Genomic DNA, 26,430 nt, shown 5'->3' with positions numbered 1-26,430 from the left:
GCTCTCCTTAGGTGTTGCAGAGGGAAATCGCCGCCTTCTCCTCGGAGAGGCGATCGAACTGGATCGAGACCTTCGACAGCTCCAGGCTGTCGAGCGACTCGAGCGGGATGAAGAAGCGACCGGTGCCGCGGAAGCGGTCGCCGCGATGCACTTCGCGGGTGAAGGTGCGCCCGTCGGTGCTCTCGAAATTGAGCACCACGTCGCGGCTGCCATTGTCGCCGGCATCGGCCAGCAGCACCTGGTTCGGGGCGATCGGCGTGCCAGTCAGGTCGGCCTCATACAGCCCCTTGGCCTTGTCGATGACCGGCGTACTGCCGACCGGCTGGCAGTCGTCGCGCGCCGCCGCGATCAGCTCGGTCAACGAGCCGGTGCCGAACTGCGCCAGGTTGTTGTAAATCGGGTTTTCCCACACGAGGAATTTTGGCCGGTCGGCCTGGAATTCGCGCGAGGTGAGATACGAGGTGATGGCGCCGAACTGGTTGCCGCCGGTGATCGCCATGTTGGCCACCGGCAGGCTGGCATACTGGGCGAGAAAGCCCGAAAAATTCGGCACCAAAGCGTCCGAGAAGCTGGTGCCGACCAGCGCGATCTCATCATTGGTGGCGCCTTCCGTCTCGCCGCCGCTATCGCCAAAGATGTCGAGGCTGGCATCGGCGCTGGCGACCTCCACGGTCTCGTAGGACGTGCTGATCACCGGCGGCAGGCTGAGCACGCAATAGGCCTGCAGCGTGCGGCGCATGCCCGACACGGCAAGCTCGGCGCCCGTCGCCTTGGTCTCGTAGGTAACCGGCGTGACGTCGGCATAGGCCGGCAGCTGCTTGATCATGCCGCCGATTGTCTGCGCCGCGGTTTCGGCGCCGCGCGACGTCCAGTGGAAGTCAGACCGAAAGAACGGCGGATCACCGCCATTGGTGGTGCGGAGCGCCGACAGCAGGTCGACCGCGATCACCCCCTTGGCATTGAGCCGCGCCACCTGGTCCTCGTAGACGGCGACCGCCACGTCTTCGTTGAAGCCAAACAGCTTGGCTTCGTCCGGCAGGAAGGTCGGCAGCGTCACGCTCTTGGTGGGGATCGGCACATAAAGCATGGTCGTGCCGCGCGCCTTCAGCGCCTCGGCGAGTTTGCCCATCTGCGCCACCGTATCCTCGGTGAACGGGTGCTGCATGCGCAGGTCCGCGAAGATGCGGAAGAAGAACCCGTCACGCCCTTCGACCGATGGCAGGGTCGGGTTGTCTTCCAGGTGTTTGCAGCCAAAGGCCGAGTTGGCGGCAAGCGCCGGACTGGCCGAAAGCGCCGCGGCGAGGGCCGCACCGAGCAGCAGGGTCTTGTTCATTGTGACGTCTCCGTGGAGGCGGTGAGTTGTGGTTCGAGCGTGCGGAGCAGGTTCTCCGCCATCGTCCGGATGTTGAGGGTGTCGGAGGCGGCAGCGACCTTGAGATAGCCCTTGGCCTCCTCGATCTTGGCCGCGTCCGGCGTGCCCGAGAGCAGGGTGAAGGCGAGGTCGAGCGCCGCCTTGGCGTCGCCCCCCTTGGCCGAGGCGACCAGCAGCTCGTCGGCACGCGCCGGATCGAGCCCGAACGGCTTGCCGGCGCGATACATGGCGATCAACCCGTCCCGCGCGGCGGCATTGCCGTCGGCTGCCAGCTTCTCGAGCAGCTCCTGCGACGAGGTGAGATTCTTGGGCTGGTCGAGGAACACATCGGCGTTGAGAAGCCGGATCAGCGGGCGGACGGCTGAAGTGCGGCCATTCTCGGCGGCTCGCCGATAGTAGCGGGCCGCGGCGTCGAGCGTCGCCGGATCGTTCTCGGCCTCGATGCGCTTGGCGAGGTGCAACTGCGCCAGGTCGTCGCCGGAATCCGCCAGCGTCTGCATGTCCTTGTAACTGACGTCCTTACCGGCAACCATCCGGTTGCGGATCTGCTTCAATGGATCAACCGGCTTGGCGACGCGCTTGGTCCCCTGGCCGGGCTTGCACGGCCCTGGCACCATCGGCCGGGCGCGCTCCGAGCTGCTCGACAGCGACTCCGGCACCCGCACCATGCAGGTGGCGGCGCTGGCTGGAGCCGCGACGACGAAGCTCGCCGCCGCAAGGACCAGACTTGCCGCTGCTAGCGTCAGCGCGCGGATCATTCGGTTGCCGCCTTCGCCGGCTCGGCGTTCCATAGCTGGGTCTGGCCGAGGTAGCGGATCGGGAACTCCCAGATCACCACTTCGGGCGGCGTGTCGCGCAGCGTTGCGCTGTCGAGGAAGGCGCGCATCGGCGCCACCGGACCCTTGCCCTCTTCGGCGAGGTTCAAGACGTCCGAGGCCAGCGAAACCTTGAGGCTTTCGCCAAAGCTCCACTGCGGATTGGCGCTGTAGCTGGTGCCAGTCAGGACGAAGGGAATAGAGGAGGGCCCGAAGATGTCGGTGCTCGAGGCTGCAGGGGGCGCAGACGCCTCGCGCGGCACGACAGTCTCCGGACCCAGACCGACGAGAGGTGCCAACCCGCCGGTAACGATGAATTTCGAGAGATCGCCTTCACGCTCCACCGGAGCGGTGTCGGCGATGCTGTAGGTGGTGTCGCGCTTGCCGAGCGCCGCCCCCACGGCGTCCGCCACCACCTCGGCGCCGAGCGGCGTCCAGTGGGTGTCGGTGGTGAGGAACAGCTGGCCCTTGGCCTTGGCCTCGAGCAGCGGCGCGCGGGTTTCGATACTCCTGATCCCGGCATTGTCGAGCACGGTGCGGAAGTCTTCGTAGAGCCGCTCGAGATCGGTGGGGATCGCCGGATAACTGACGTGCTCGCGGTAGATGTCGGCCTTGGCTGGCAGCGGCACGACGACGAGCTCGATGCCCTTGGCGGCCAACTGGTCGCGAACTTCCGTCACTCCGGCCGCCGCCTCACGCAGATCCGGTGTGCGCTTCAGCGTCGCCTCGAACTCCTCCTTGGAGAACAGCCAGCCGTCTTCGCCCACCACCACGCCGGGCCGTCCCTCGCGGAAGGCGAGGTAGCGGGCCGCGCCCATCGCATCGATCGAGGGCAGCCGGTGCGGCATGATCTTCTTGTAATAGGTATCGATCTGCGCGGCGGCCTCGCCGCTCAGGTAGGCCGAGGCGGTTTTGGGCATCTCGGCGATATCGCGTCCGAGCCCGGTGACGAATTCGTAATTGGCGACCACCGCATAGCCGAGGAACAGCACCGGCAGTGCAAAGGCGGGAGCAGCCGAGGCGAAAGTCTTCACGGTGAAGTTGGATTCGACGGTCATTTCCGGCCTCAGAACTGGAAGTAGAGGAAGGGCGAGTAAGTCTGCTCGGCGAGCCGCATCAGGCAGAAGATGGCGAGCGCACTGAGGGCTCCGGCCTTGACCAGGCTGGTGGCGGCCGCAGTGGCGGTGCCGTCCGCGTTGACGGTGATCTGCGGCTCCCAGAGGTGCCGCATCTTCGGTTCGGCAATGGTGATGGCGATCGCGATGGCGAGCATGGTCATCGCCTCGCGGCTCACCATCCAGGCCACTTCCGGGCGAATGCCGATGCCGTTGAAGCCGAACATGCCGGCATACATCTGGAACGCTTGGCCGACATCGGGGGCGCGGAACATCACCCAGCCGAGCACCACGGCGACGAAGCAGAGCGGCAGGCTCCACCAGTAGTTCTGCGCCGTCTTGTCGTAGCCGGTGAGCCGCTCGACGACGAGAATGCCGCCGTGCCAGACACCCCACAGGATGAAGGTGAAGGCAGCGCCGTGCCATAGCCCGCCCAGCAGCATCACCAGGAACAGGTTGATGTAGGTGCGGACCGTGCCCTTACGGTTGCCGCCCAGCGAGATGTAGAGGTAGGTGCGCAGCCAAGTGCTGAGCGAGATGTGCCAGCGGCGCCAGAACTCGGTGATCGAGCGGCTGATGTACGGCATGTTGAAGTTCTCGGCGAAGCGGAAGCCGATCATCAGCGCCAGCCCGATCGCCATCGCCGAATAGCCGGCGAAATCGAAATAGAGCTGCATCGAATAGGCCAGCGCGCCCAGCCAGGATTCGACGACGGTGGGGTTCGGGGCCGAGAACATCGCGTCGGCGAGCGGCGCCACCGGGTCGGCGATCAGCACCTTCATCGACAGCCCGATCAGGAAGCGCTGCCAGCCGGCGTTGAACAGCTCCCAGGAGTGCTCGCGGTGCTCGAACTGCGGCGCCAGATCCTTGTAGCGCAGGATCGGGCCGGCCACGAGCTGCGGGAACAGCGCCAGGAACGCCGCGAAGTCGATGATGTTGCGCGAAACCTTGGCATCGCCGCGATAGACGTCGACCAGGTAGCTGATCGAGTGAAAGACGTAGAACGAGATGCCGATCGGCAGCAGCAGCTGCCAGTGGATACCGAGCGCATCGGGTGTCGTCCCCCACAGCGAGGCGAAGCTGTCGACGAAGAAGTTGAGGTACTTGAACACCCCGAGGACGAGCAGGTGCCCGGTGACGCCGATGGCGACGAACAGCTTAGCCTTCGGCGTTCCCTGATACTTCTCGACGAGGATCGAGAACACATAGGCCCACAGCGTATTGGCGCAGAGCAGCATCAGGAAGTCGAAGCGCCACCAGCCGTAGAACAGGTAGGATTCGATCAGCAGCGTCAGGTTCCGCCACTTCGGCGGCGTCAGGTAATACGCCGCCAGAAAGATCGGCAGGAACAGGAACAGGAACGTCTCGGACGAAAAGACCATCAGGCATCCCCCTCGAAGGTACAGCTAGTGGGGCGCAGGGCGCCGGTGGGTGTGAGCTTGGCGCCGGCCTTGAGCTGCAGGCCGTCGATGATCGTCGGCGTTGCGTCGGTGGCGCTGAGGTTGAAGAAGCGATCGGTGAACTGCACCAGTTCACCGTCGAGCAGTCGTGGCGCCTGGCCGGTGAAATCGTTCATGGCGAACTGGAGCCGCGCCGTGGTCGAGCCCTTGATGCCGACCCGGTTGCCATCGAGTTCGTTCGAGGCGATCTCGATCACCCCGTAATCCGGCTGATGCGTCACGCTGATCCCGGCATTGCCGTTGTCGATCAGCCGGTTGGCGCTGACCTTCAGGCCGGCGCTGTCGCGCACCGCGAGGCCGGACTGGGCGTTCTGCAGCAACAGGTTGTCGGTGACGTCGATGCAATCGGCCGAGGCGACCGAGACGCCGGAGCGCTTGCTGCCCGCGATGAGGTTGCCGTCGATCCTGAGGTTCGCGGCGCCCGCGTCGGCAAAGATGCCGTTGAGTCCGGCGTCGATGACGATGTTGCCGGAGAGCTCGACCGCCTTGGCGCCGCCGGTGACCTTGATGCCGTGGGCGGCCGATCCGGCGAGCACGACGTTGCCGCGTGCCGCGATATCGGTGCCGCCGCTCAGCAGCAGGGCAGGGCCGGTCGAGGCTCCGAACACATTGCCGTCGACCACCGCCGCATCGGCATCGACCAGCGCCAGCGAGCCGACATTGTCGAAACGGCTGTCGCGGATCAGTGAGGGCGAGGGCTTGGCGTAAAAGCCACCCTCGAGGATGGTGACGCCGGTGAGCGGCGGGAACAACCCATAGCCGAGATCGGCAAAGCTCATCCGCTCCAGCCTGGCGCTGCCCGACAGGGCAACCACGACGAACGGGTTGAAATCCTTGAGGCGGGGGTTGGCCTCGCCAATCCCGGCGATCGCGGCGGCATCGCCGAAGAGGTTTCCGGCCGCAAGCAGGAACGCGCCGGTAGAGCGGTCGAGCAGCAGCGTTTCGCCCGGCTGCAGTGACAGCGTCGCGCCGTTCCACACCGCGATCGGCAGGTGTGCGACATAGCCCCTGTCGGTCTTGTCGAGCACTCCGGTGAGCTTGGCTGCGGTCACCGCGTCATAGAGCTGCGCGAGGCTGGTAACCCCGGTTTCGACCAGCAGCACTTCCGGCTTCGCCTGAGCCTGGCGCAGGGCCACGTGATAGTTGGCGCCGGCCTGCAGCGCCAGCTGGCTCAGTACCAGGTCGATCGAGACGACGCTGACCTGCGCTCCACCGAGCGCCAGCCCCTTCATCGGCTTCGGCTCGGCGGCGGTATAGCTGAAGCCGAGAGGCGCGGCCGCCGACTGGAGGTCGGTGGCCGGCCGGCCGGCCTCGACCATCGCCGCGAGGGCGGCGACGGTCTTTTCATAGGCGAGGGTCCGCGCGTAGTCGGCTCCCGTGGCGGCCCAAGGGAGAGAGCATGCCGCGGCGGCAAAACCTGCGCAGACCCACGCCTTACGCATGTTCGCGGCTCCCGTCGGCCACCGCTGCCAGTTCCAGCAGCGGGGTGAGGTGCGTCAGGGGACCGTCCACATGGCAGGCGACCTCGATGACCTGCATCGGGCCTGTACCGTCATTGATCACTTCGGCGGTCTGTTCCGGGCCGATCTCGAAGGTGGCTCCGGCGCGGATCTCGCGGCGGCGGCTGCCCATGTGCAGCATGCCGCCACCCGAGGCGACGACCATCAGCCGCCGGAACTCCGAGCCGCTTTCCACCGGCAGCGTCGCGCCGGGGTTCACCGTGAGGTGCCGCAGCATGTAGCCGGCGCCCGAGGCGAGCTTGCCCTGCTTGCCCCAGTCGGTGGCGCCGAACGAGTGGTCCTCGGCCTCGCGGCGGCTCTGCGCTTTGAGTTGCTCGACCACTTTCTTGACGTCCTGCGACTGCTCGCGGGTGGTCACCAGCAAGGCGTCATGCGTATCGACGACGACGAGGTTGTCGACGCCGACCACGGCAACCAGGCGATCCGAACCGCGCACATAGCTGCCGCGCGAATTGACCATCATCACGTCGCCGCTGACGACGTTGTTGTCCTCCGATTTCTTGCCGATGGTGTGGAACGCCGCCCAGGCGCCGACGTCGTCCCATTCGACATCGGCGGGCGCCAGTGCCACGGTCTTCGACTTCTCGAACACCGCCCGCTCGGTCGGCAGGCTTTCGGCCGAGCCGAAGCTCGCTTCCTCGAGCACCAGGGCGCCGTCTTCGCTGACCGCGTTGGCAAGCGAGGCGCTGACCGCCCCGAAGGTCACCGGGTCGAAGCGGCGATATTCCTCGATCACCGTGTCAGCCCGCATCAGCGAGATGCCGGAGGCCCAGTAGGCGAGCCCGGTCTCGATCAGCGACTGCGCCGTCTGGGCGTTCGGCTTCTCGATGAACTTCTCGGCGCGATGCACGCCGCGATAGTTGGAGAACTCGCCGCCATCGATGATGTAGCCGTAGCCGGTCTCGTTGTAGCGCGGCTTGATGCCGAAGGTGACGATCAGGCCATCCGCCGCCGCCTTGTGCGACTCCCGGATGCGGGCGTTGAGATCGCCTTCGATCACGTGGTCCGAGGGGCAGATCAGCATGACCGCATCGGGATCGGTGCGGGCGATCAGCAGCGCCGCCGACAGCACGGCCGGCCCGGTATTGCGCGCCACCGGCTCGGCGATGACCCGCGCGTTGCGCTGTACATCGCGAAGCTGGCGACGAACCGTGCCCAGGTGCCCGCCGGCGACCGACACCACGGGATCGTGGAACAGTTCGCCCCGGTGCCGCTGCACGGTGGTCTGGAAGAAAGTGATCGAGCCCTCATGGTCGATCGGCTGGAACTGTTTCGGCTGCTGGCTGCGGGACAACGGCCAAAGCCGCGTACCCACGCCTCCGCAAAGCACGACTGGATGGATGGCGTTCATCTTAGTGGCCCTCGTTCGCCGGTCCGTTGAAGGAGAAGAACCGCCCCACCGCCGCCAGCGGGTCGGATTTGATCAGCACGTCGACGGGCGAGCCCACCGTGCCCTGGTCGAGCTGGGTGGCCGGCACGAGCGTGACCGGGATGGCGGTGCCGTCAGTGGCGCTCCGCAGCAGTCCCGGCAGTTGTTTGGCATCGAGCGACGCGGTGGTGACGGCGCCGTTTGGCATGTGCACCTCGGCATGAGCGCCCGAGGCGAGTGCCCTGAGCCCGCTGCCATCGACCTTGGAGGAGATCACCACCGGCGCATCCTTGGGCGCCACGGTCATCACCGTGTCGCCGGCCAGCACCGTGGCGCCGCCTTCGGCTGCGCCCGGCGCGACCACGCAATCGCATGGCATGGAGACGGCGAGCACTTCGCCCGACGTGGTGCGGATGGCGAAGGCGATCTCGCCCTTGGTCGCCGCCGGATTGACGAAATCGAGCTGGCCCGGGCTGATCGCCCTCAGATCCATGCCGTCGAGCGTGATGGTGGAGAGCCCGGTGACCGGCAGGACGAACAGCCGCTCGTAGAGCTTCACCCCGACGAAGCCGACGAGCAGCAGGCCGAGGCCGGCAAAGGCACCCCAGCGGATGCCGGTCATGATGCCCTGCGTAGCGGAGCGCTGCGCCTTGGGCAGTTCTGACTTCACCTTCTCGGGCTTATCCGCGGTGCGGATCAGCCCGTCGACGCCGATCAGCTCGCCGCCGACCACCGAGTTGAGGATGTAGCGCAGCTGCGGCAGGTGCGGGCCGGTCGGCTCGAGGAAGCGGAGCGTCACCGTGCCCGCTTCCGGCGCGCCGGCGCCGATCGCCGCATCCACCGGCAGGCTGATGGCGTAGCCGGGGAAGTTGAACACCAGCGTCACCAGCTGCACGCGACCATGCAGTTGCGGATCGATCAGCCCGGTGGCTTCCGCCCCGACGATGCTGAGCGCATGGCCCTGGAACGAACGGCCGTTGATGATGACGTTGAACGGCAGCCGGATGACCGGGTGTTCGCCGTGCACGGCGGGTTCCGCCGCGAACGGGGCAGGCGAGGCGCTTCTGCTGGCTTTTGGTTTGTCGAGTTCTGCATGCGCTTCGGTCATTGCTACTGAGCCCTCAGTTGGCATGGATCGGGAAGGGGCTGAGGAGCCCCGTGACGAAGATCACTCCGGCGACGAGCAGGCCCAGGGCGAGCACGTGCATGTAGCTGGAGCTGATGGAGCGGACCCGCCCTTCGGAGCCGCCGCTGTTGCTGACGCTGGTCGCCGACTGGCGGGTCCAGCGCTGGCGGTCGAGGCGGAACATGACCGAGGTCTTGATCGCGGCGCCGAACAGCTGGCCGAAATAGAGCAGGAACGGATAGGTGATCGGGAACGGTCCGCCGAAGCTGGCGAGCAGCCAGCAATAGGCGTAGCGAGTCGCCATCACCCAGGCGATGTAGGCGACGGCAATCAACGGGTCGACGAACACCGAGAACAGCACGATGCCCACCGGCGCCGTCAGCGTCGTCCACATCGAGACGCGCTGGTCGAGGATCGACCACCAGGCAAACGGGCCGATCTTGGCCGGCGACAGCGCCAGGGCGCGGCCATTGGTGCGCAGCATATTGCCGAACCAGCGGCGCATCAGCGTGATGGCGCTCTCGACAAAGCCCGGCTTGGGCTGGGTCTCCATCGAGACGCAGGCGACATCCGGCAGGTAGGCCATCTCGTAGCCGTTCTTGAGCAGCCAGAACCAGGTCGACTTGTCGTCGCCGGTGAGGAACTTCACCCGGCCCAGCCGCCAGTGGTCGATATAGTCCTGCTCGACCGAGGCGATGAATTCGGGGTTAGTGGCGAGGTCGGCGCGAAACACCGACATCCGGCCGGTCAGCGTCAGCACACGCCCGCCGACCGCTACTGCCGACATCATCATCTGGCGCTGCGTGAAGCGCAGCTTGAACCAGTCGCGGAACAGCGGCGCGTCGTCGATCTCGGCGCGTTCATGCGTGGTCAGGGCGCCGACCTTGCCATTGGCGAAGAAGGGCGCGGCGCGCTCGACGATGTCCTCGGGGATCTGGGTGTCGCCGTCGATCAGCAGCACCACGTCGTCGGCGCTGGGATAGCGGCGGGCGATAGAGCGGAGCGAGGTGGCGAGCGCATCGCGCTTGCCGGTGCCATCGATGCGGTCGATCACCACCTCGACGGTGTTCGTGCCCTCAAGCACCTGGGCGGCGACGGCGCGGATCAACCGCTCATCGGCGAGATCGACCACCGAGGCAACCACCGTCGAACCGCCGGGCGAGCGACGCGCCGCCTCGAAGATCGAGCGATAGACCCGCGAGGTGATCGCCGCGTCGATCTTGTAGCTGGTGGCGAGGAAGAAGGCGTGCGCCGGGCGGCGCGTGGCGTAGAGCGCCTCGGCGGCAGCGCGCCGCCGAGGGTAGAAGACGCGGATATAGAGGTGCGCACGCACGAAGTTGACCAGCGCCCAGCTGTAGCGCCAGAGCCCGATGACCCCCAGGGTGAGGAAGACCCCGGCGCCGCCCGAGAAGGCGGAGGCCGGCACGGTGCTGGCGATAGCCGCGACCGAGAGGATGTAGATGGCGTGGGCGAGAAGGTTCATGGCTTACCAGCAGATGCCTTCGTAGGTGCCGTTGGAGCGCAGCGACGCGTTGATGCGCGTCAGGTCGACCAGCGAGCGGTATTCGCTCACCGAGTTGAGCGGCGCGATGGTCTCCTCGTAACGGTTGCCCACGAGGATCACGTCGGACCCGGCGATCAGGTCCTCGATCTTGCCGACCAGCCGCGACGGCAGGTCCGGCACCACGTCATTGCCGCGGCCCATGGCGCTGACGCCGCCGGCAACAGCCTGCGAGACGTACGGATCATAGACGCGCAGCTCGAGGCCCTTCGAAATCAGCCGGCTCGCGAGCTCTGCCAGCGGGCTTTCCCGCAGGTCGTCGGTACCCGGCTTAAAGGCGATGCCGACGAGGCCGACGGTCTTGGCGCCGGAATTGGCCACCATCTTCTCGGCCCGGTCGATCTGCGCCGCGTTGGCGATGAGCACGGAGTCGAGGAGCGGGGAGGGGACGCCCGTCCTCGCCGCGAGGTGCTGCAGGGCGCGGACGTCCTTGGGCAGGCACGAGCCGCCAAAGGCGAACCCCGGCTTCATGAAGTAAGGCGAGATGTTCACCTTGGTGTCGGCGCAGATGAGTTTCATCACCTGCTGGCCATCGACGCCCGAGGCCTTGGCGATGTTGCCGATCTCGTTGGCGAAGGTCACCTTCACGGCGCGCCACGAGTTGGAGGCATATTTCACCGCCTCGGCGGTCTTCAGCGTCACCACATGCGAGGGCACGGGCATCTGGGCGTTGATGTCCTTGAGGATCTGCGCGGTGCGGTCTTCAAGCGCGCCGAAGACGATGAGGCCCGGATCGTAGTAGTCGGCGATCGCCGTGCTCTCGCGCAGGAACTCGGGATAGTAGCCGACGCCGAAATCCTGGCCGGCGATCATGCCGCTGGCCTCTTCGAGCACCGGGATGCAGGTCTCGTCCATGGTGCCCGGAACGATGGTCGACCGGATGATCACCGAGTGGAAGCTCTGCTTGTGCTTGATCGCCTGGCCGATATCGGCGCAGACGCCCTTCACGTATTTGAGCCCGACCGCTCCGGTGTCGTCGCTCGGGGTGCCGACGCAGACGAAGCTGGCGTCGGTGTCGAGCACCGCCTGCTGGCCGTCGGTGGTGGCGCGCAGCCGACCCGAGGCCACGGCACGGGCGATGATCTCATCGAGCCCGTTCTCGACGATCGGGGAGAGGCCGGCATTGACGGCGCTTACCTTGGCGGGATCGAGATCGACCGCCACCACCTCGTGGCCATCATCCGCCAGACACGCGGCGGAGACGACTCCGACATACCCGATACCAAAGACGCTGATTTTGGCCACGACGGTCCTCTTTCAGAAGGTTGAGCAATATTGTTCTCGCCCGACGGGCAAGTTTGTTGAGTGGCGACTGAGTACAGAACGACGAGCTACAAGCTCGCTGGCCCCGTTACGCTAAGTGACATCACACGTACTCTCCACCGCTGGAGTGATCGTTGTTGGCGCTTAGTATTGGCATCCTTGCCGGTGGATGGCCGTTGTTCGCCATCCGATGGGTGAAAGCCTGTTCGCTGGCCCCCAAGCTGAGAAGCAACCCGGACTCATACGAGCCATGCGGTTGGCGCATGACGTACGACCGTCATCATCCTGCAGTGTTTGGGAAACCAGCGCGCCAAACCGTACGCAGCCTGCGGAGTTGCGGCAGTTGGCCGCGCATTTCATCCGTGCTCGAAGCATGGTCGCATTGCGGCGAAACCGTGCCTCGCTCCGATGCTCACGGTCGCGTGATTACTTTTTGGGCAGTTTTTGCCCATTCCGTCCCGGATGACGACGGGATGACAACGATGCCGATTTGCGCGCCAGCCACCTTGGCCGCCTTGCGCCAGTACCCGAAAATCCAAGCAAATCGGGCCTGTCGCCGCTTTTGTTCGGAGCTTTATCTAATCGTCGCACGAATTCGGCGAGGATTCGTTAGGTCTTTATGCGCACCTCGCGCGTGGAACGGGAGTGCGTGCCACTGGTCGCGCTTTTGCCGTCGTTGAGCGAAAGGATTCGCGTGGGCCGAGTCGAAGAGGGCCCTCTTCGGCTCGGAGTCGAGGAGGTGCCTCTTCGGCTCGAATGCGTGGCGCCGGGAACGCCACGCGAAATGGGTGACAAAAATGCGGGTCTCTATAATTGACATCAACCGGAAGCAGCCGGCCACTGGTCCTCATCGTCGAGGACGAACCCATGATCATGCTTGGGGCAGTGCAATTGTTCGAGGCGGCGGGGTTTGAAGCCCTGGTCGCCTTCAGCTCCGACGAGGCGGTGGCGCATCTTGAGGGGCGCTCTGGCATCGCCGTGACATTCATAGAATACGACGTGCCCGGTACCATCGACGGCGCCCAACTGGCGGAAACCGTCCGCAACCGCTGGCCGACCATCGAGATCATCGTGGTGTCGCGTCCGCGCCCCGGGGAAACACCGGACCTGCCGCTTGGCGCGCGCTACTTCGAAAAGCCCTACACCCACGCCGAGATCGAGCGGGCGCTCGACCAGCTGGGCCTGACCGGGACGGTGCCGCGCGCCCGGACCAACCTGCCGCCGCGCGGCGCCTGAGCAGGCGGCCGCGAGGGGGAGGCAACGATCACGTAACGGCGGCAATGGCCTAGGGCTTGTGCGTCGCCGCCGTTGCGGACAAGACTTGTCAGGTTCGCATCCAGCCATGAGGGGTGGCCAATGCACCGAGGACAACTGGCAGCAGCACTGCTGGCCTTTCTCGCATCGAGCTCGGTCGGCTTTGCCGGCACGCTCGATGACGTCCGCGCCCGCGACAAGCTGATCTGTGGCGTCAGCGAGGGGCTCGGCGGCTTTTCCAAACAGGACGGAGCTGGGGTCTGGCAAGGGTTCGACGTCGATTTCTGCCGCGCCGTTGCGGCGGCGGTGCTCGGCGATGCCGGGAAGGTCGAATACCTGCCGCTCTCGGCCGAGGCGCGCTTTGCCGCGCTCAGCGACGGCAAGATCGACCTGTTGTCGCGCAACAGCACCTGGACCATGTCGCGCGACCTGGACCTCGGGCTCGATTTCCCCGGCACCAGCTATTTCGATGGGCAGGGCTTCATGATCCCCGCCATCTTCGGCGCGATCAGTCCGCTGGAGCTCGACGGCGCCAGCATCTGTGTGGTCAGCGGCACCACCACTGAGGCCAACGCGGCGGCCTATTTCGAGAAGGCTGGTCTCAAGGTCTCGTTCCTGAGCTTTGAGGAGCGCGATGCGGCGCGGGCCGCCTATGCCGAGGCCAGGTGCGATGCCTATACCGCCGATCGCTCGGCGCTGGCTGCCGAGCGCACAGCACTGCCGACCCCCGACGAGCACGTCATTTTAAAGGACGTCATCTCCAAGGAGCCGCTCGGCCCGGTGGTGCGGGACAGCGATCCGCAATGGACCAGCCTTATCCGCTGGACCCTCTACGCGCTGATCGATGCCGAGGAGCAGGAGTTGGATGCGGCATCGATGGCGGGCGCCGGGGCCGACACTGCAAAAGCCATGGGGGCTCCGGCAGTGAAGGCGCTGGGCCTTGCCGACGACTGGCTGGTCAAGGTGCTGGCGGGCGTCGGCAACTACGGCGAGGTCTTCGAGCGCAACCTCGGCGCCGAGACGCCGATGCAGCTCAGCCGTGGCGTCAATGCCCTCTGGACCCAAGGCGGGATCCTCTATGCGCCGCCCATGCCCTGACCTGATCCGCAACCTTGTCGTCGCGCTGCTGGCGCTGCTCTTTGTCATGCCGGCGGTAGCGCAGGATCGCGTCGACCTGTCGCCGCGCGACCTGGCCGTGGTCCGCATCAACATCATCGACCTGCTGGCCAACGAGCCCCGCTTGCCGCTGCCGATCAAGCAGCGGCGCGACGTGTTGCGTACCTATTACGAAGAGCAGAGCGGCGACCTGCTTTGGCTCAACAGCGCCCGCGCCGACGTCATGGTCTCGCGGTTGACCAACGCTACCGATGACGGGCTCAACCCGGACGACTACCCAGGCCAGCAGCTCGCGAGCCTCTTGGCCGCCGCCGGCGAGACCGATAAGCGCAGCCTCGCCATCATCGAGCTCTACTTCTCGGCCGCCTTCCTCGAATATGCCTCGGACCTTAAGGTCGGCCGCTTCCTGCCCAACAAGATCGACCCCAACTTCTTCCTCACCCCACGCACCATCGACGAAGCCGCTGCACTGGCGGGCGTCGCCAAGGTGGCCGATGTCGAAACGGTGCTGCACGCGTGGGAGCCGCAGAACGCCGAGTATCAAGCCTTGCGCAAGGCGCTCGACGACTACCACGCGCTGACCGTACTCGGCGGCTGGGGCACCGTGCCACTTGGCGACACCCTGAAGCCGGGGATGACCGATCCGCGCATCCCGGCGCTGCGCGCCCGTCTCGCCGTCACCGACGGCGCTGCCGCCACCGCGCCGGGCGAGCCCGAGTTCTATGACGAGGTGCTGGTCGAAGCAGTGAAGCACTTCCAGGCGCGCCACGGCCTTGATGTCGATGGCGTCGTCGGCCCCGCCTCGCTGGTCGCCATGAATGTGCCGATCGAGGATCGCATCGAATCGATCGATTTCGCCATGGAGCGCTGGCGCTGGATGCCGGACGATCTCGGCCGGCAATACATCATCGTCAACATCGCCGGCTTCGAGCTGCGCCGCATCGCCGATGGCGAGATCAAGGAGAAGATGGCGGTGGTGGTGGGCAAACCCTACAGCCGCACGCCGGTGTTCAGCGACGCCATCCGCTACCTCGAGTTCAATCCATACTGGAACGTGCCGGCCGGGCTCGCCGCCAAGGAGGAGCTGCCCAAGCTCAAGAACAACCCGGCGGCCGTCGCCGCTGCCGGTTTCGAGGCGGTACGCGGCAAGGATGTCTATGACGTTCGACAGGTCGATTGGGCCCAGGTGACGCCGAGCCGCTTCCCGTTCCAGCTGCGCCAGAAGCCGGGCACCAACAACGCCCTGGGCCGAGTGAAGTTCATGTTCCCCAATGCCCATGACGTGTACCTGCACGATACCCCATCACGCAGCCTGTTCGGCCGCGCCGAGCGCGCCTTCAGCCACGGCTGCATCCGCCTGTCGCGGCCGCTCGAGCTGGCCGATCAGGTGCTGGCGGCGGGTGGTGTCGACGGCTGGTCCAACCAGCGCATCGATTCTGTGGTGGCATCGCTGAAGAACACCGTGGTGAACCTCAAGACGCCGCTGCCGGTGCACATTACGTACCTGACCGCCTGGGTCGAAGCCGATGGCGTCCACTTCAGCTCGGATATCTACGGCCACGACGAAAAGCTGCTGGCCGCGCTGGACGGCAAGTCGCTGGCCTGGTGAGCAAGGCCAGAAGCGCCGGCCGAAGGCCTGCGCTGATCATCTCAAGGCTGAGGGAAAAAGATTGGCTCCGCGGCTTGGACTCGAACCAAGGACCATTCGATTAACAGTCGAATGCTCTACCAACTGAGCTACCGCGGAACACGTGCCTCGTGTGAAGCAGCGCCCGTGTAGCGGTTTTGATTTCCTTTGCCAAGCCCGAATTTCCGATCTCGGAAACTCAATCGCGAAGCGACCCGGCCGTGGCTACTCGCAGCTGCAGATTGGCCAGATCTTCCGGGGTGTTGACGTTGGCGAAGGGATCGCCAGCAGCGCTTTTCGGCCACTCGATAGTGAGCCCCTGAGCCGCGGAACACAGCGATCTTAGACTGCGTGGTGCGGTTCCGGCCCGTACCCGCTCCGGCAGGTCGCGGAATCGCGCCACGCGCCAGATCGCGTTGGTGGGGTAGCGCTGTCCATCATAGGCCGCGACAGCGGCGGGTGCCTCGCCGAGCCCCTCGAGAAGGCGCGTGACGAAGTCGGCCGGCAGGAACGGCGTATCCACCGCGACGCTGACCAGCAGCTCCGGCGGCGTGGCCAGGGCATTGAGGTAGGCGATGGCGCCGGCGAGGCCTGCCAGGGGCCCGGCATAATCGCCATCGAGGTCGGGCACCGCGATCATCCCGGACGGCAGGTGCAGCGCTACTGGATCGATTCGCCCATGCCCCGTCAGCAGCGGCGAGCAGGCCCTAAGCCGCTCCGCCACACGCTCGAGCAGGCGCACGCCGCCAAGCACCAGTTCGGACTTGATCACTCCACCGAGGCGCTCGCCGCGGCCCCCAGCCAAGATCAGGCCGGCGATCGAGTGTTGATTCTTTGCCATAGCAGAGCGCTCTACCGCCTTGGTGGTCTTGACAAATTCCCCTCCGCCATAGAGGAGCGGCGGCGGGGGGCTTCAGTTTACTGGAGTCTATATGACTACGCGTATCTTCGCCGCCCTGGCATTTGCCGGGCTGCTTATCGGCACCGCCAGCGCTGCCGATCTCTACGTTCCCTCGCCGGACCAAGCCATCGTCAGCGCCAGCCGCGACTGGACCGGATTCTACATCGGCGTCAACGCCGGCTATGCGAGCTCTACCGCGGCTCACGGCGGCAGTGACACCGATACTTCAGAACTCAGCGGCTGGCTGGGCGGCGTTCAGGCCGGCTACAACGCGCAGTTCGACGCGATCGTACTGGGCGTCGAGGCGGACCTGTCGGCGGCCGGCATCGTCGAAGGCAGCGACAACGATCATTTCGGCGACAACGACGGTATCAACGGTCTGGCTACCCTTCGCGGTCGTCTCGGTTTCGCCGTCGGTGATCTGCTGCTCTACGGCACCGCCGGTCTCGCCGTGGCTAGTCTCGACACCTATGATGAGGCTCAGACCATGACTGGCTGGGTCGCCGGCGTCGGCGCCGAATACATGGTGACCGACACTGTCTCGCTGAAGGCCGAGTACCTCTACACCAACTTCGGCACCGTCGAGGTCGAGGGCTACAACAACGGAGATGAGTTCGACATCGACGGCTCGGCCGTCCGCGTCGGCGTCAACTTCCACTTCTGATCGCGCTGGTGATTGGCCGGGCCCCGCACGCGGGGCCCGGTTTTTGGCTCCCCTTCAGCGCGCAAAATACTCGCGGTAGTCGGTGTCGTAGCCGAAGTAGCGCGGACCGACGAGTTCGATGCCGGCCGGTGTCAGCCATTGCGGGTTGGATGGCATGGCCAGCGCCTTGAGCCGCAGGCCGTAGCGCAGCGCATCGGCAGTGACCGGCAGCCCCGATTCGGCATCGAGCACGGTGATCAGGTCGGGCGTCGTAACGATGATCTCGCCATCCCGCTCGGCCATCAGGAACTCGTTCTGGAAATCCAGCCGGAAGCTGTGGCCCTTCCACTCCTCGACCCCTTCGAAGCGGGCGGTGCCGCGGGCGAAGCCGCCGACGGTACGGCGCTCGATGTCCTTGATGCGACCATGGAAGATCACATCGGCCTCGAGCTTGTCGACGATGGCGTTCACCGGATCGACGTGGCCGGCCTTGGCCTCACGCAGCGTGCGGCCGAGCTCGGAGCAAAGCGTCAGCGTGCCGCGCACGATCGCCTTCTTCGCCACGGCGCCCGACATCGAGTAGAAGGCGAGCAGCGCCGAGCCGCCCATCTCCACCGTGGCGGCGCGGGCGAGCCGCTCGGTCCAGGCGTTGCTGACCGTCTCCAGCACCAGCGAGTTGCCCTTGTCGTCGCAAAGCACCATGGGCGTGGCGGAAACGCCGTGCATGGTGAAGGTCACCATCTGCAGCTCGGGATAGGCGCGGCCCATGCCGTCGCCATCGACCAGCGGCAAGCCGGCCATCGCCGCCACGACGAACGGAGTAGTGGAATTGACGCCACCGGCCTCGCCGCAAAGCACGGCGTCGATCTTCCGACCGAGCAACTGCTCGAGCGCGCGGAAGGCGTTGATCAGCTCCTCACCCTGCGGCAGCTTTTCGGTCATCACCGTGGGGGCGCCCATCATGCAGACCGGCACCACCAGCGCGTCGTCGGGCAGCTCGTCGATATCGACGAGGTTGACCGGGCCGTACTGCTTGATCGCCTGCTGGGCCATCAGTTTGCCAACATAGGGGTCGCCGCCGCCGCCGGTCCCGAGGATGGCGCCGCCGGTGGCGATGTCTTCCATGTCCTCGGCATGGATGGTGCGAAGAAACTTCATGCTGCGGTTCCTTTCGCCTCAGGCCAGAACGGGCTGGGGCTGGAGCGGGTTGAAGGTGAGTTCGGGGTAACCAAAAGCCTTGGGGCCGACGATTTCCAGCGCTTTGGGTGTCTTCATCAGGTCATGCACCGGCAGCCCGATCACCGCGATGCGCTGACCGTAGCGCAGCACTTCGGTGGTGATGGGTTCGCCCGTATCGAGCTCGAGGTTGATGATCAGGTCGGGCACCATGATCACCGGTACGTCATCGACCCAGAGCACGAGGTTCTCGTTCTGGATGGCGATGCGCGCCTCCGAGCCCGCCCAATCGCCGACGCCGCTGATATGCGCATGGCCGCGGGCGAAGCCGCCTACCAGTTCACGCCGTACATCGGTGACCTTGCCGGTGAAGAACAGCTTGCCGCCAGTCGAGGCGACGACGCGTTCGACGACATTCTGCCGCTTCTGGCGAGCCTCGAGCACGGTATGGCCGATCTGGAGCGCCTGGGTCACGGTGCCGGGTACGGCGGTGCGGCGGACGAACTCCATGGACATCGGAGCGATGGCGAGGCCGGCGGCCGCCCCCATGTTCACCGAGACGCCGCGGGCGAAGGTCTCGAGCCAGAACATGTCGATCACCTCCTTGAAGACGACGACATTGCCCTTCTCGTCGGCGATGGCAGCCGGAGCGGCCTTGGCGCCATAGATGAAGAAGGTGGTCATCTGCACTTCGGGGAAGGCCCGGCCCATGCCGTCGCCGTCAATCACCGGCAGGCCCGCATAGGCCGCCGCGATCACCGGTTCGAGCGCGTTGGAACCGCCAATCTCGGCCGAGATGGTGGCTGAGAGCTTCACGCCGGCCGTCTCTTCCACGGCGCGCATGGCGCGATAGCACTCGCCGCCTTCCTCGATCTTTTCGACCCCCACTACGGGCGCGCCGATACCGCCGACTTCGCCGACCCAGGCGTCGTCAGGCAGCGCATCGAGCGGCAGCACGCGGATTTCGGCGCCCTTGCGGATCAGCTCGCGTGCCCTGAGCATCCCGACATAGGGGTTGCCGCCGCCGCCGGTGCCGAGCAGCGCCGCGCCGATCGACAGCGGCAGCAGGTCGCTCTCCTTGAGCAGATAACCCTTATCCGACATGCAGTTCACCGACGGCCTTCACGCGGACGCGGGTGGCGTTGCCGGGCAGGTAAGCCAGCGGCACGTCCTCGACATCGACGATCTCGATCGACGAGCGCAACGCCCCGGCGGCGACTGCGGCTTCGGTGGCGCGCTCCTTGGCGTCGGCCAGCGCCTGGTCGCGGCCGATCTCGGCCAGCGCATAGACGCGGTCGACCTCGCCCGAAACCTGGGCGATGGCGGCACCAACGGCATTGGCCACGGCAAAGTGGTTGGGCTTCACCACCTCGAGGCCACCGATCGGGCCATCGACGAGGATCGAGCCGCCCCCTACCACGATCACCGGCAGCGGCTCGGGCGAGAGGCGCGAGCGCTCGACGCAATCCTCCAGCATCGACATAATCCTGGCCTGGGTGCGCGCGACGAACTCGGGCGTCAGGTGCGCCACCTTAGCCTTGTCGCCGAGCTCGGCGCGGCCGGAGGCAACGATGACGTCGGAGGTGGTCAGCGTCGAGCCGCCGAAGATCAGCGCCTCGGTGACGATCCGGTAGCCGACGGAGGTGGGGCCGACCTTGATGGCGCCGCCGGTCTCGACAACGTGCGAACCACCCCCGAGGCCGATCGAGAACACGTCCGGCATCCGGAAGTTGGTTCGCACGCCGCCGACTTCCACGGCCACGGTGGCTTGGCGCGGGAAACCCTTGTGCAGCGAGCCGACATCGGAGGTGGTGCCGCCGATATCGACGACGATGGCGTCCGCGACCCCGGAGAGGAAGGCCGCGCCGCGCATCGAGTTGGTCGGGCCCGAGGCGAAGGTCAGCACCGGGAATTTCTCGGCGAACGCCGCATCCATCAGCGTGCCGTCGTTCTGCGTCAGGTAGAAGCGGCCCCTGATCCCGGTCTCGGTGATCGCCTTGCGGAAGGCTTCGATCACGTGCCGGGAGAGATCGCGCAGGCAGGCATTCATGATCGCCGCGTTCTCGCGCTCCAGCAGGCCGATGCGGCCGATATCGCTCGAGAGCGTGATGTGCACGCCCGGCAATGCCTTGGCGAAAATCTCGCCGGCCTGCTTCTCGAACTCGCCGGTCACCGGCGAGAACACCGAGGTGATGGCGATGGTGTTGATGCCCTTGGCCTTGATGTCCTCGGCAATGCCGAGCAGTTCCTGCTCGTCGAGCGGCGAGATCACCCGGCCATCGAACTCGTTGCCGCCATGGGCGAGGTAGCCGGTGCCGCCGATCGCCAGCTTCAGGTCCTCGGGCCAATCGACCATCGGGGGCAGCGAGGCAGTAGCGGGGAGACCGAGGCGCACCGCGGCGGTCTTTGCCAGGTCGCGCCGCTGCACCACCGCGTTGGTGAAGTGGGTGGTGCCGATCATCACCACGTCGATGGCCGAGGCGTCCAGCTTCGAGGCTTCCAGCACCGCCTTCAGTGCGTTGACTACGCCGGTCATCACGTCGGCGGTGGTGGCGGCCTTGACCCCGGCAATGACGGTCGGGCCATCCATGACCACGGCGTCGGTATTGGTGCCGCCCACGTCGATGCCAATTCTGATCATTTTTCTATCCTTTGGGAGACTGCTGCGCGGAGCGCGATAAGTTGTTCCGCCGTCGGGATTTCCCCGTCGATCAGTGGAATTGTGGGCCGCATCGCCTCCTCCTCGGCCGAGATCACCGGCACGGAGGCAAGGAGCAGGCGGGTGTAATCGTGCTGCGGCGCCTCGAACACCGACGCGGTCGCGCCGGTCTCGACGATCTTGCCGAGATAGAGCACCCCGACCGTGTCGGCGAAGTTCCGCATCAGGCTGAGGTCGTGCGAGATGAACAGGTAGGTGAGCCCGAGCTGCCGGCCGAGATCGACCAGGAGGTCCATGACGCGGGCCTGCACCGAGACATCGAGCGCCGAGGTCGGCTCGTCGAGGATCAGCAGTTGCGGCGCCACCGCCAGCGCCCGGGCAATGGCGACGCGCTGCTTCTGGCCGCCCGACAGCTCGTGCGGGTAGCGCAGCGCGAAATCCGCCGGCAGCTGCACCATCTCGAGCAGCTCGGCGATCCGTCGCCTGTGCTCCTCGCCAGGTGTCCCGTGCGCGGCGAGCGGCACAGCGATCGACTGGCCCACGGTGCGGCGCGGGTTGAGCGACGAGCCAGGGTTCTGGAATACCAACTGCACCTTGCGGCCATAGGCTCGGGTGCCGGTCTCGCCGATAATGCTGTGGCCATCGAGCCGGATGTCACCGCCGGTCGGCTTGGCCAGTCCCATGATCATCCGCGCAATGGTCGATTTGCCTGAGCCGCTCTCGCCGGCAAGGCCATAAACCTTGCCCTTTTCGATCGAGAACGACACGTCGTCCACGGCGCGCACGTCACCCGTCTTTCGTCCGAAGCCGTTGCGGACTGGGAACAGCTTAGTCAGCCCGACGATTTCCAGCATGGCGCTCATGCGGCCGCTCCCGCCTTGCCGAAGCTGGTACCGCCGGTCAGCCGCGGCACGGCTGCAATCAGTGCCTTGGTGTAATCGTCGCGCGGCGCTTCAAAGAGCTCGGCAGTCGGCCGATGCTCGACCACCATGCCCTTGTTCATCACGTAGACGTAGTTCGAGGTCTCGCGCACCACGCCCAGATTATGAGTGATCATCAGCAGGGCGAGGCCGCGCTCTTCGACCAGATCCTTCAGCAGCTTCAGGATCTGCGCCTGGGTGGTGACATCGAGGGCAGTGCCGGGCTCGTCGGCGATCAGCAGCCGCGGCTCGCTGAGCAGCGCCATGGCGATCAGCACGCGCTGCCGCATGCCGCCCGACAGCATGATCGGGTAGGAGCGCGCCACCCGCTCAGGGTCGCGCATCCGCACCTGGCCCAGGACTTCATGCACCCGCGCCATGCGCTCCCGGCCGTCGCGGCTGCGGCCGAGGCGGCGATCGGCATATTTGAGGATGGTGCCCATCTGGTCGGCGATGGTGAAGACCGGGTTGAGCGAACTCATCGGGTCCTGGAACACCATCGACATGGCGGTGCCGCGCAGCTTCAACCGTTCGCGGTCGGGCATCGTCAGCAGGTCACGGCCATCGTAGAAGATCTCGCCGCTGGTAACCTTGGCCGGCGGGCTGCGCAACAGCCCCATGATGGCCCGCATCGTCACGGTCTTGCCCGAACCGCTCTCGCCGACGAGGGCAATCTGCGAGCGGGCCGGCACGTCGAGCGATACCCCCTTCAGCACCGGGTTGGTCTGGCCATAGGTGGTGAACTGCACGCTGAGGTTGCGGACGGAGAGCAGGGCGTCGGCCATCAGCGCACCTCCTGCACGTCGAACAGGTCGCGGAGGCCATCGCCGAGCAGGTTGAAGCCGAGCGCGACGATCAGGATGGCGAAGCCCGGCAGCACCGATTCCCACCAATAATCGGGCAGGAACGCCGAACCCGAGGCGACCATGGTGCCGAGGTCCGGGGTAGGGGGCTGGATCCCGAGGCCGAGAAAGCTCAGCGAGGCGCCTACGAGGATGACGAAGCCCGCGTCGAGCGAGGTTTTTACCGCCAGCGCCGAAACGCAGTTGGGCAGAATCTCGCGGAACAGGATGTGGAACTTGCTGGCGCCCAGCGTCTCCGCCGCCTCGACGAACTCCTGGGTGCGCAACTGCCGGGTGATCGAGTAGATCAGCCGCGTATGCCAGGTCCACCATAGCGCGGCGATCGCCAGCATCGAGTTGATCAGGTCGGGCGACAGCACCGCGGCCACCGCCAGCGCCATCACCAGCGGCGGGATGGCGAGGGCGATGTCGGTCAGCCGCATGATGACCACTTCGACCCATCCGCCGAAATAGCCGGCGAGCAGGCCCAGCGTCGTGCCTACCGGGATGGCGATGCCCAGCACCACCAGCGCCAGGAGCAGCGAGATCCTGAGCCCGAAGATCACCCGGGTGAAGATGTCGCGTCCGACATTGTCAGTGCCGAACCAGTACTCCGCCGAGGGCGGCAGGTGACGCGCCCGGAAATTCACCACCGCGCCGACATGCTCGGGATAGGGGGTGATCCAGGGCGCGAGGAGTGCCGCGAGAATGGCGAGGATGACGATGGCCGCGCCGATCACCGCGGTCGGGTTGCGCGAGAAGCGATACCAGTTCTGGTAGGCGTTGGAGAGCCGGCGCGGCGGGGCGGTGGGAACGGTTTCAGGGTGCGATTCCTGGGCCATCAGCGGCTCCCCCGAATGCGGACGCGGGGGTCGACGAACCCGACCAGCACATCGATCAGCAGATTGACCAGGACGAAGAACACCCCCGAGACCATCACCACGCCCATCACCGCGTTGAGATCTTTCTGCAGGATCGTGCGGATGCCGTACGCGGCCATGCCGGGCCAGGCGAAGACCAGCTCGACCACGAAGGCGTTGCCGATCAGCGACGCAAACTCGAGCCCGAGGATGGTCAGCGGCGGCACGAAGCTCGGGCGCAGCATGTATTTGAACACCCGGATCGGCTCGGGCACGCCAAAGGCGCGGCTCGCCTCGATATAGTCCTGGCTCGCCACATCGATCATCGACGAGCGGGTGATGCGGGCAATCTGTCCCATGGTGGCGAGCGCCAGCGCCGTGGCCGGCAGCAGCAGGTGGCGCAGCGCCTCACCGAACACATCAAGGCGACCGGCCAGCAGCGAGTCGACGGTCAGGAGCCCGGTGATGCCGGCGACGAATTCCATATTGTGTGGCAGCCGCCCGGTGGTCGGCAGGATGTGCAGCACGTAGCCGGCAAGGATCTGCAGCAGCAGCGCCGCAAAAAAGCTCGGGGTGACGGCCGAAAAGATCGCCAGCACCCGCACCAGCGTATCGGGCCATTTGTCCTTCCAGCGCGCCGCCGCGACGCCCAGCGGCACGCCCAGCACGAAGGCGAGGGTGATCGTCGCCAGCACCAGCTCGAAGGTCGCCGCAAACGTATCGCGGATATCGTCGTTGACCGGGCGTTCGGTCAGCAGCGAGCGGCCGAGGTCACCGCGGCTGAGCCCGGCGATGAACATGCCGTACTGTTCGACGATCGGCTTGTTGAGCCCGAGCTTTTCCTGCAGGTCCGCCACCTGCTGCGCGGTGGCGGTGGGGCCGAGCGCCATGCGCGCCGGATCACCCGGGACCACGCGGGCAATGGCGAAGATGACGATCGACAGGCCCACGAGGACGAGGATCGACCACAAAATGCGCCGGAACAGGAAAAGCAGGAATTCCAAGAGGCAGCCGCCCTGGTAAGCCGAGAAGGGGTGGTGCGGGAGGGGCGTCCCCGGCCGAAGCCGGGGACGGCTACGATCAGCAGGTCCAGCTGTAGCGGGTGAAGTCGTAGTCGAACGACATCATCGGCACGGCTTTGAAGCCGGTGAGGCACTTGTCCATGGCGTGCTGCACCGTCTGGGTGTTGAGGAACACGTCGGACTGCAGGTCGACCAGCTTGTGCTGCACGGCCTTGTAGATCTCGGCCTGCTTGGCGGTGTCGCCGGTGCCGCGGGCCTCGTCGATCATCGCGTCGATCTCGGGATTCTGCACCCACTCCATCGAGGCCCAGGTGCCGGCCGCTTCAGAGTGGTACTGGGTGAAGAACATCGAATCCGGCGACGGGTAGGTCGGGCCGAAGAAGATCTGGTTGACGTTCGGCGTGGTCTCGACCTTGCCGGCGATTTCGGTGATGCGGTTCCAGGGGTCCGCCTGCTGCGTCACCACGAACCCGAGCTGCTCGAGGTTCGACTGCATCAGCAGGCTGATCTCTTCCTCGAACTTGGTGCCCGCCACATAGGCGAGGGTGATCGGGATCGGCGCGCCGGCGTACTTTGACTGCGCGACTTCCGCCTTGGCCGCCTCGAGATCATAGACCGGCTCGGGGATATCGTCGGCATGGAAGGCGGCGAAGGCCTTGGGCAGCGGCGTCGACAGCACGCCGCCGGGCGAGATCACTTCGCGGATGGTGGCATAGTCGGTAGCGAGCGCGATGGCCTTGCGGATGTGCACGTCATCGGTCGGCGCGGCCTTGCTGTTGAGCTTGAGGTAGAACGCCGTCGAGGTCTCTTCCTTGGCGATGACGAAGCGGCCCATTGCCTCGAGCGCGGTATAGGTGTCGGGCGACTGGAACTGGCTCGACATGGTCAGCTCGCCGGAAGCCGCGAGCGAGCGCACGGTGGCCTCGTCATTGGTGATGATCCAATGGACCTCGTCGATCGGACCGGCGCCGAAACCCTTGTAGTAGTCGGCGTTGCGGGTGATCGTCATCTGGCTGCCGCGATCCCAGCTCTTGAGGCTGTAGGCGCCGGCGCCTGCGACATTGGTCGCCAGCCAGGTCTGGCCGTCGTCCGACCCCTCGTTGGCCTTCACCACCTCCTCGTTGAGGATCAAGATGGCCGGCACGGTGGTGAGGAACGGCGCGAAGGTCTTGGAGAGGGTGAACTTCACCGTCTTGGCGTCGACGGCAGTCACCGAGCCGGGCGCCAGCACGCCAGCGAACAGGTTGGCCGGGCCCTGGTTGATGCGCAGCAGGCGCTCGACCGTATAGACCACGTCGCTGGCTTCGACCGGCGAGCCATCGGCGAACTTGGCATCGTCGCGCAGCTTGTAGGTGACTTCCTTGGCATCGTCCGACACCGTCCAGCTCTCGGCCAGCTCGGGGATGATGTTGCCGGCGGCATCGACCGTGACGAGCCCATCATAGAGGTTCACGGCCGCCATGTAGTCGGTGTAGTCGGAGATTTTCGCCGGATCGATGGTGCCGAAGATCTGCACGGTGTTCATCGTCACGGTGACCGCCATGGCGGGCGCTGCGCCCAGCATGAGGGTCGAAAGTGCAGTTGCTGCAAGAAGCCTGTGCTTGGTCATGACTGTGCTGTTCCCTGTCCCGTTTTTTGTCCACCCGGCGCTTGAGCCCCACGCACCGGAGACGGCCCGGCTGCGCCGGCGCCCCTCGGGGCTCGCTGTCACCTTGCGGTCGCACGAGCCCGATAGGGGAAGCTTCGCAACATGCGGGCACCCCGCTCAAGGCGCAAAGAAGGCTAGGTTTTCGACTAAATCGGCTAGGT

At 65.9% G+C, this 26,430-nt stretch carries 22 protein-coding genes and 1 tRNA gene; 4 read left to right on the top strand and 19 right to left on the bottom strand.

Translation table 11 applies throughout. From position 1 onward, the window contains the following. Positions 1 to 7 precede the first annotated feature (7 nt). The 9 genes from ACSQ23_RS13025 to ACSQ23_RS12985 are packed head-to-tail and all read right to left on the bottom strand — an operon-like array spanning position 8 to position 11,583. Entirely contained in the window at positions 8 to 1,333 is a 1,326-nt protein-coding gene (locus ACSQ23_RS13025; protein WP_436090869.1) for an alginate O-acetyltransferase AlgX-related protein, read from the bottom strand. Then, the gene (locus tag ACSQ23_RS13020; RefSeq protein ID WP_436090868.1) at positions 1,330 to 2,130 is read right to left on the bottom strand and encodes a hypothetical protein; all 801 of its coding nucleotides are present in this window, start codon (positions 2,128 to 2,130) and stop codon (positions 1,330 to 1,332) included. The genes ACSQ23_RS13025 and ACSQ23_RS13020 overlap by 4 nt, the downstream gene beginning before the upstream one ends. After that, on the bottom strand, positions 2,127 to 3,245 hold the full coding sequence (locus tag ACSQ23_RS13015) for an alginate O-acetyltransferase AlgX-related protein (RefSeq protein ID WP_055995619.1): 1,119 nt from the start codon (positions 3,243 to 3,245) through the stop codon (positions 2,127 to 2,129). The genes ACSQ23_RS13020 and ACSQ23_RS13015 overlap by 4 nt, the downstream gene beginning before the upstream one ends. Before the next feature lie 8 nt (positions 3,246 to 3,253). Continuing rightward, complete coding sequence (locus ACSQ23_RS13010) at positions 3,254 to 4,684, bottom strand: MBOAT family O-acyltransferase (protein WP_055878566.1); 1,431 nt, start codon at positions 4,682 to 4,684, stop codon at positions 3,254 to 3,256. After that, a complete protein-coding gene (locus tag ACSQ23_RS13005; protein ID WP_436090867.1) occupies positions 4,684 to 6,204 on the bottom strand; it encodes a right-handed parallel beta-helix repeat-containing protein in 1,521 nt (506 codons plus the stop codon). The genes ACSQ23_RS13010 and ACSQ23_RS13005 overlap by 1 nt, the downstream gene beginning before the upstream one ends. Continuing rightward, positions 6,197 to 7,633 (bottom strand): mannose-1-phosphate guanylyltransferase/mannose-6-phosphate isomerase, encoded by a 1,437-nt coding sequence (locus ACSQ23_RS13000; RefSeq protein ID WP_082528063.1) that lies wholly within the window; start codon positions 7,631 to 7,633, stop codon positions 6,197 to 6,199. Before ACSQ23_RS13000 ends, ACSQ23_RS13005 begins: the two co-directional genes overlap by 8 nt. 1 nt (position 7,634) lies before the next feature. After that, complete coding sequence (locus ACSQ23_RS12995) at positions 7,635 to 8,759, bottom strand: hypothetical protein (protein ID WP_436090866.1); 1,125 nt, start codon at positions 8,757 to 8,759, stop codon at positions 7,635 to 7,637. A 13-nt stretch (positions 8,760 to 8,772) separates the two neighbouring features. Further along, positions 8,773 to 10,260, bottom strand: coding sequence for a glycosyltransferase (locus ACSQ23_RS12990; protein WP_055995631.1), 1,488 nt, complete (start codon positions 10,258 to 10,260; stop codon positions 8,773 to 8,775). A 3-nt stretch (positions 10,261 to 10,263) separates the two neighbouring features. After that, entirely contained in the window at positions 10,264 to 11,583 is a 1,320-nt protein-coding gene (locus tag ACSQ23_RS12985) for a nucleotide sugar dehydrogenase (RefSeq protein ID WP_055995634.1), read from the bottom strand. Positions 11,584 to 12,414: 831 nt separating this feature from the next. Here ACSQ23_RS12985 and ACSQ23_RS12980 point away from each other — a divergent pair. The 3 genes from ACSQ23_RS12980 (at position 12,415) to ACSQ23_RS12970 (ending at position 15,580) form a co-directional block, all read left to right on the top strand. Continuing rightward, positions 12,415 to 12,837 (top strand): response regulator, encoded by a 423-nt coding sequence (locus ACSQ23_RS12980; RefSeq protein WP_436090865.1) that lies wholly within the window; start codon positions 12,415 to 12,417, stop codon positions 12,835 to 12,837. A 120-nt stretch (positions 12,838 to 12,957) separates the two neighbouring features. Continuing rightward, positions 12,958 to 13,953, top strand: coding sequence for an amino acid ABC transporter substrate-binding protein (locus ACSQ23_RS12975; protein WP_436090864.1), 996 nt, complete (start codon positions 12,958 to 12,960; stop codon positions 13,951 to 13,953). Further along, positions 13,934 to 15,580: a L,D-transpeptidase family protein gene (locus ACSQ23_RS12970; protein ID WP_436090863.1), complete on the top strand. Its 1,647-nt coding sequence runs from the start codon at positions 13,934 to 13,936 to the stop codon at positions 15,578 to 15,580. Before ACSQ23_RS12975 ends, ACSQ23_RS12970 begins: the two co-directional genes overlap by 20 nt. A 62-nt stretch (positions 15,581 to 15,642) precedes the next feature. On the opposite strand, the gene ACSQ23_RS12965 is transcribed toward ACSQ23_RS12970, so the two are convergent. Both ACSQ23_RS12965 and mobA read right to left on the bottom strand, forming a co-directional pair. Continuing rightward, positions 15,643 to 15,718: transfer RNA gene (locus tag ACSQ23_RS12965), tRNA-Asn, on the bottom strand. Between the two features lie 79 nt (positions 15,719 to 15,797). Continuing rightward, positions 15,798 to 16,439 carry a molybdenum cofactor guanylyltransferase gene (gene mobA / locus ACSQ23_RS12960; protein WP_436090862.1) on the bottom strand — a complete coding sequence of 214 codons (642 nt, stop codon included), beginning with the start codon at positions 16,437 to 16,439 and terminating at the stop codon, positions 15,798 to 15,800. Positions 16,440 to 16,530: 91 nt separating this feature from the next. On the opposite strand from mobA, the gene ACSQ23_RS12955 reads away from it, so the two are divergent. Next, positions 16,531 to 17,163 (top strand): outer membrane protein, encoded by a 633-nt coding sequence (locus ACSQ23_RS12955; RefSeq protein ID WP_436090861.1) that lies wholly within the window; start codon positions 16,531 to 16,533, stop codon positions 17,161 to 17,163. 54 nt (positions 17,164 to 17,217) lie between these two features. On the opposite strand, the gene ACSQ23_RS12950 is transcribed toward ACSQ23_RS12955, so the two are convergent. The 8 genes from ACSQ23_RS12950 to ACSQ23_RS12915 all read right to left on the bottom strand — a co-directional run bounded on the left by ACSQ23_RS12950 (position 17,218) and on the right by ACSQ23_RS12915 (position 26,230). Then, the gene (locus ACSQ23_RS12950) at positions 17,218 to 18,300 is read right to left on the bottom strand and encodes a DUF917 domain-containing protein (RefSeq protein ID WP_069909440.1); all 1,083 of its coding nucleotides are present in this window, start codon (positions 18,298 to 18,300) and stop codon (positions 17,218 to 17,220) included. An 18-nt stretch (positions 18,301 to 18,318) separates the two neighbouring features. Beyond that, a complete protein-coding gene (locus ACSQ23_RS12945) occupies positions 18,319 to 19,422 on the bottom strand; it encodes a DUF917 domain-containing protein (protein ID WP_055878536.1) in 1,104 nt (367 codons plus the stop codon). After that, on the bottom strand, positions 19,412 to 20,959 hold the full coding sequence (locus ACSQ23_RS12940; RefSeq protein ID WP_436090860.1) for a hydantoinase/oxoprolinase N-terminal domain-containing protein: 1,548 nt from the start codon (positions 20,957 to 20,959) through the stop codon (positions 19,412 to 19,414). Before ACSQ23_RS12940 ends, ACSQ23_RS12945 begins: the two co-directional genes overlap by 11 nt. After that, the gene (locus ACSQ23_RS12935) at positions 20,956 to 21,840 is read right to left on the bottom strand and encodes an ATP-binding cassette domain-containing protein (protein WP_436090859.1); all 885 of its coding nucleotides are present in this window, start codon (positions 21,838 to 21,840) and stop codon (positions 20,956 to 20,958) included. The genes ACSQ23_RS12940 and ACSQ23_RS12935 overlap by 4 nt, the downstream gene beginning before the upstream one ends. Continuing rightward, the gene (locus ACSQ23_RS12930) at positions 21,837 to 22,682 is read right to left on the bottom strand and encodes an ABC transporter ATP-binding protein (protein ID WP_436090858.1); all 846 of its coding nucleotides are present in this window, start codon (positions 22,680 to 22,682) and stop codon (positions 21,837 to 21,839) included. Before ACSQ23_RS12930 ends, ACSQ23_RS12935 begins: the two co-directional genes overlap by 4 nt. Further along, positions 22,682 to 23,581 carry an ABC transporter permease gene (locus tag ACSQ23_RS12925; protein ID WP_055878529.1) on the bottom strand — a complete coding sequence of 300 codons (900 nt, stop codon included), beginning with the start codon at positions 23,579 to 23,581 and terminating at the stop codon, positions 22,682 to 22,684. The genes ACSQ23_RS12930 and ACSQ23_RS12925 overlap by 1 nt, the downstream gene beginning before the upstream one ends. Beyond that, positions 23,581 to 24,603, bottom strand: a complete 1,023-nt coding sequence (locus tag ACSQ23_RS12920) for an ABC transporter permease (RefSeq protein ID WP_055878527.1) — start codon at positions 24,601 to 24,603, stop codon at positions 23,581 to 23,583. Before ACSQ23_RS12920 ends, ACSQ23_RS12925 begins: the two co-directional genes overlap by 1 nt. 76 nt (positions 24,604 to 24,679) lie before the next feature. Further along, a complete protein-coding gene (locus ACSQ23_RS12915) occupies positions 24,680 to 26,230 on the bottom strand; it encodes an ABC transporter substrate-binding protein (RefSeq protein WP_436090857.1) in 1,551 nt (516 codons plus the stop codon). Between the last annotated feature and the right edge of the window lie 200 nt (positions 26,231 to 26,430).

The organism is Devosia sp. LjRoot16 (assembly GCF_964252795.1).
Lineage (GTDB): Bacteria > Pseudomonadota > Alphaproteobacteria > Rhizobiales > Devosiaceae > Devosia_A.
The sequence above is the reverse complement of the archived record's forward strand: the minus strand, read 5'-3'. Positions and strand labels throughout refer to the sequence as shown.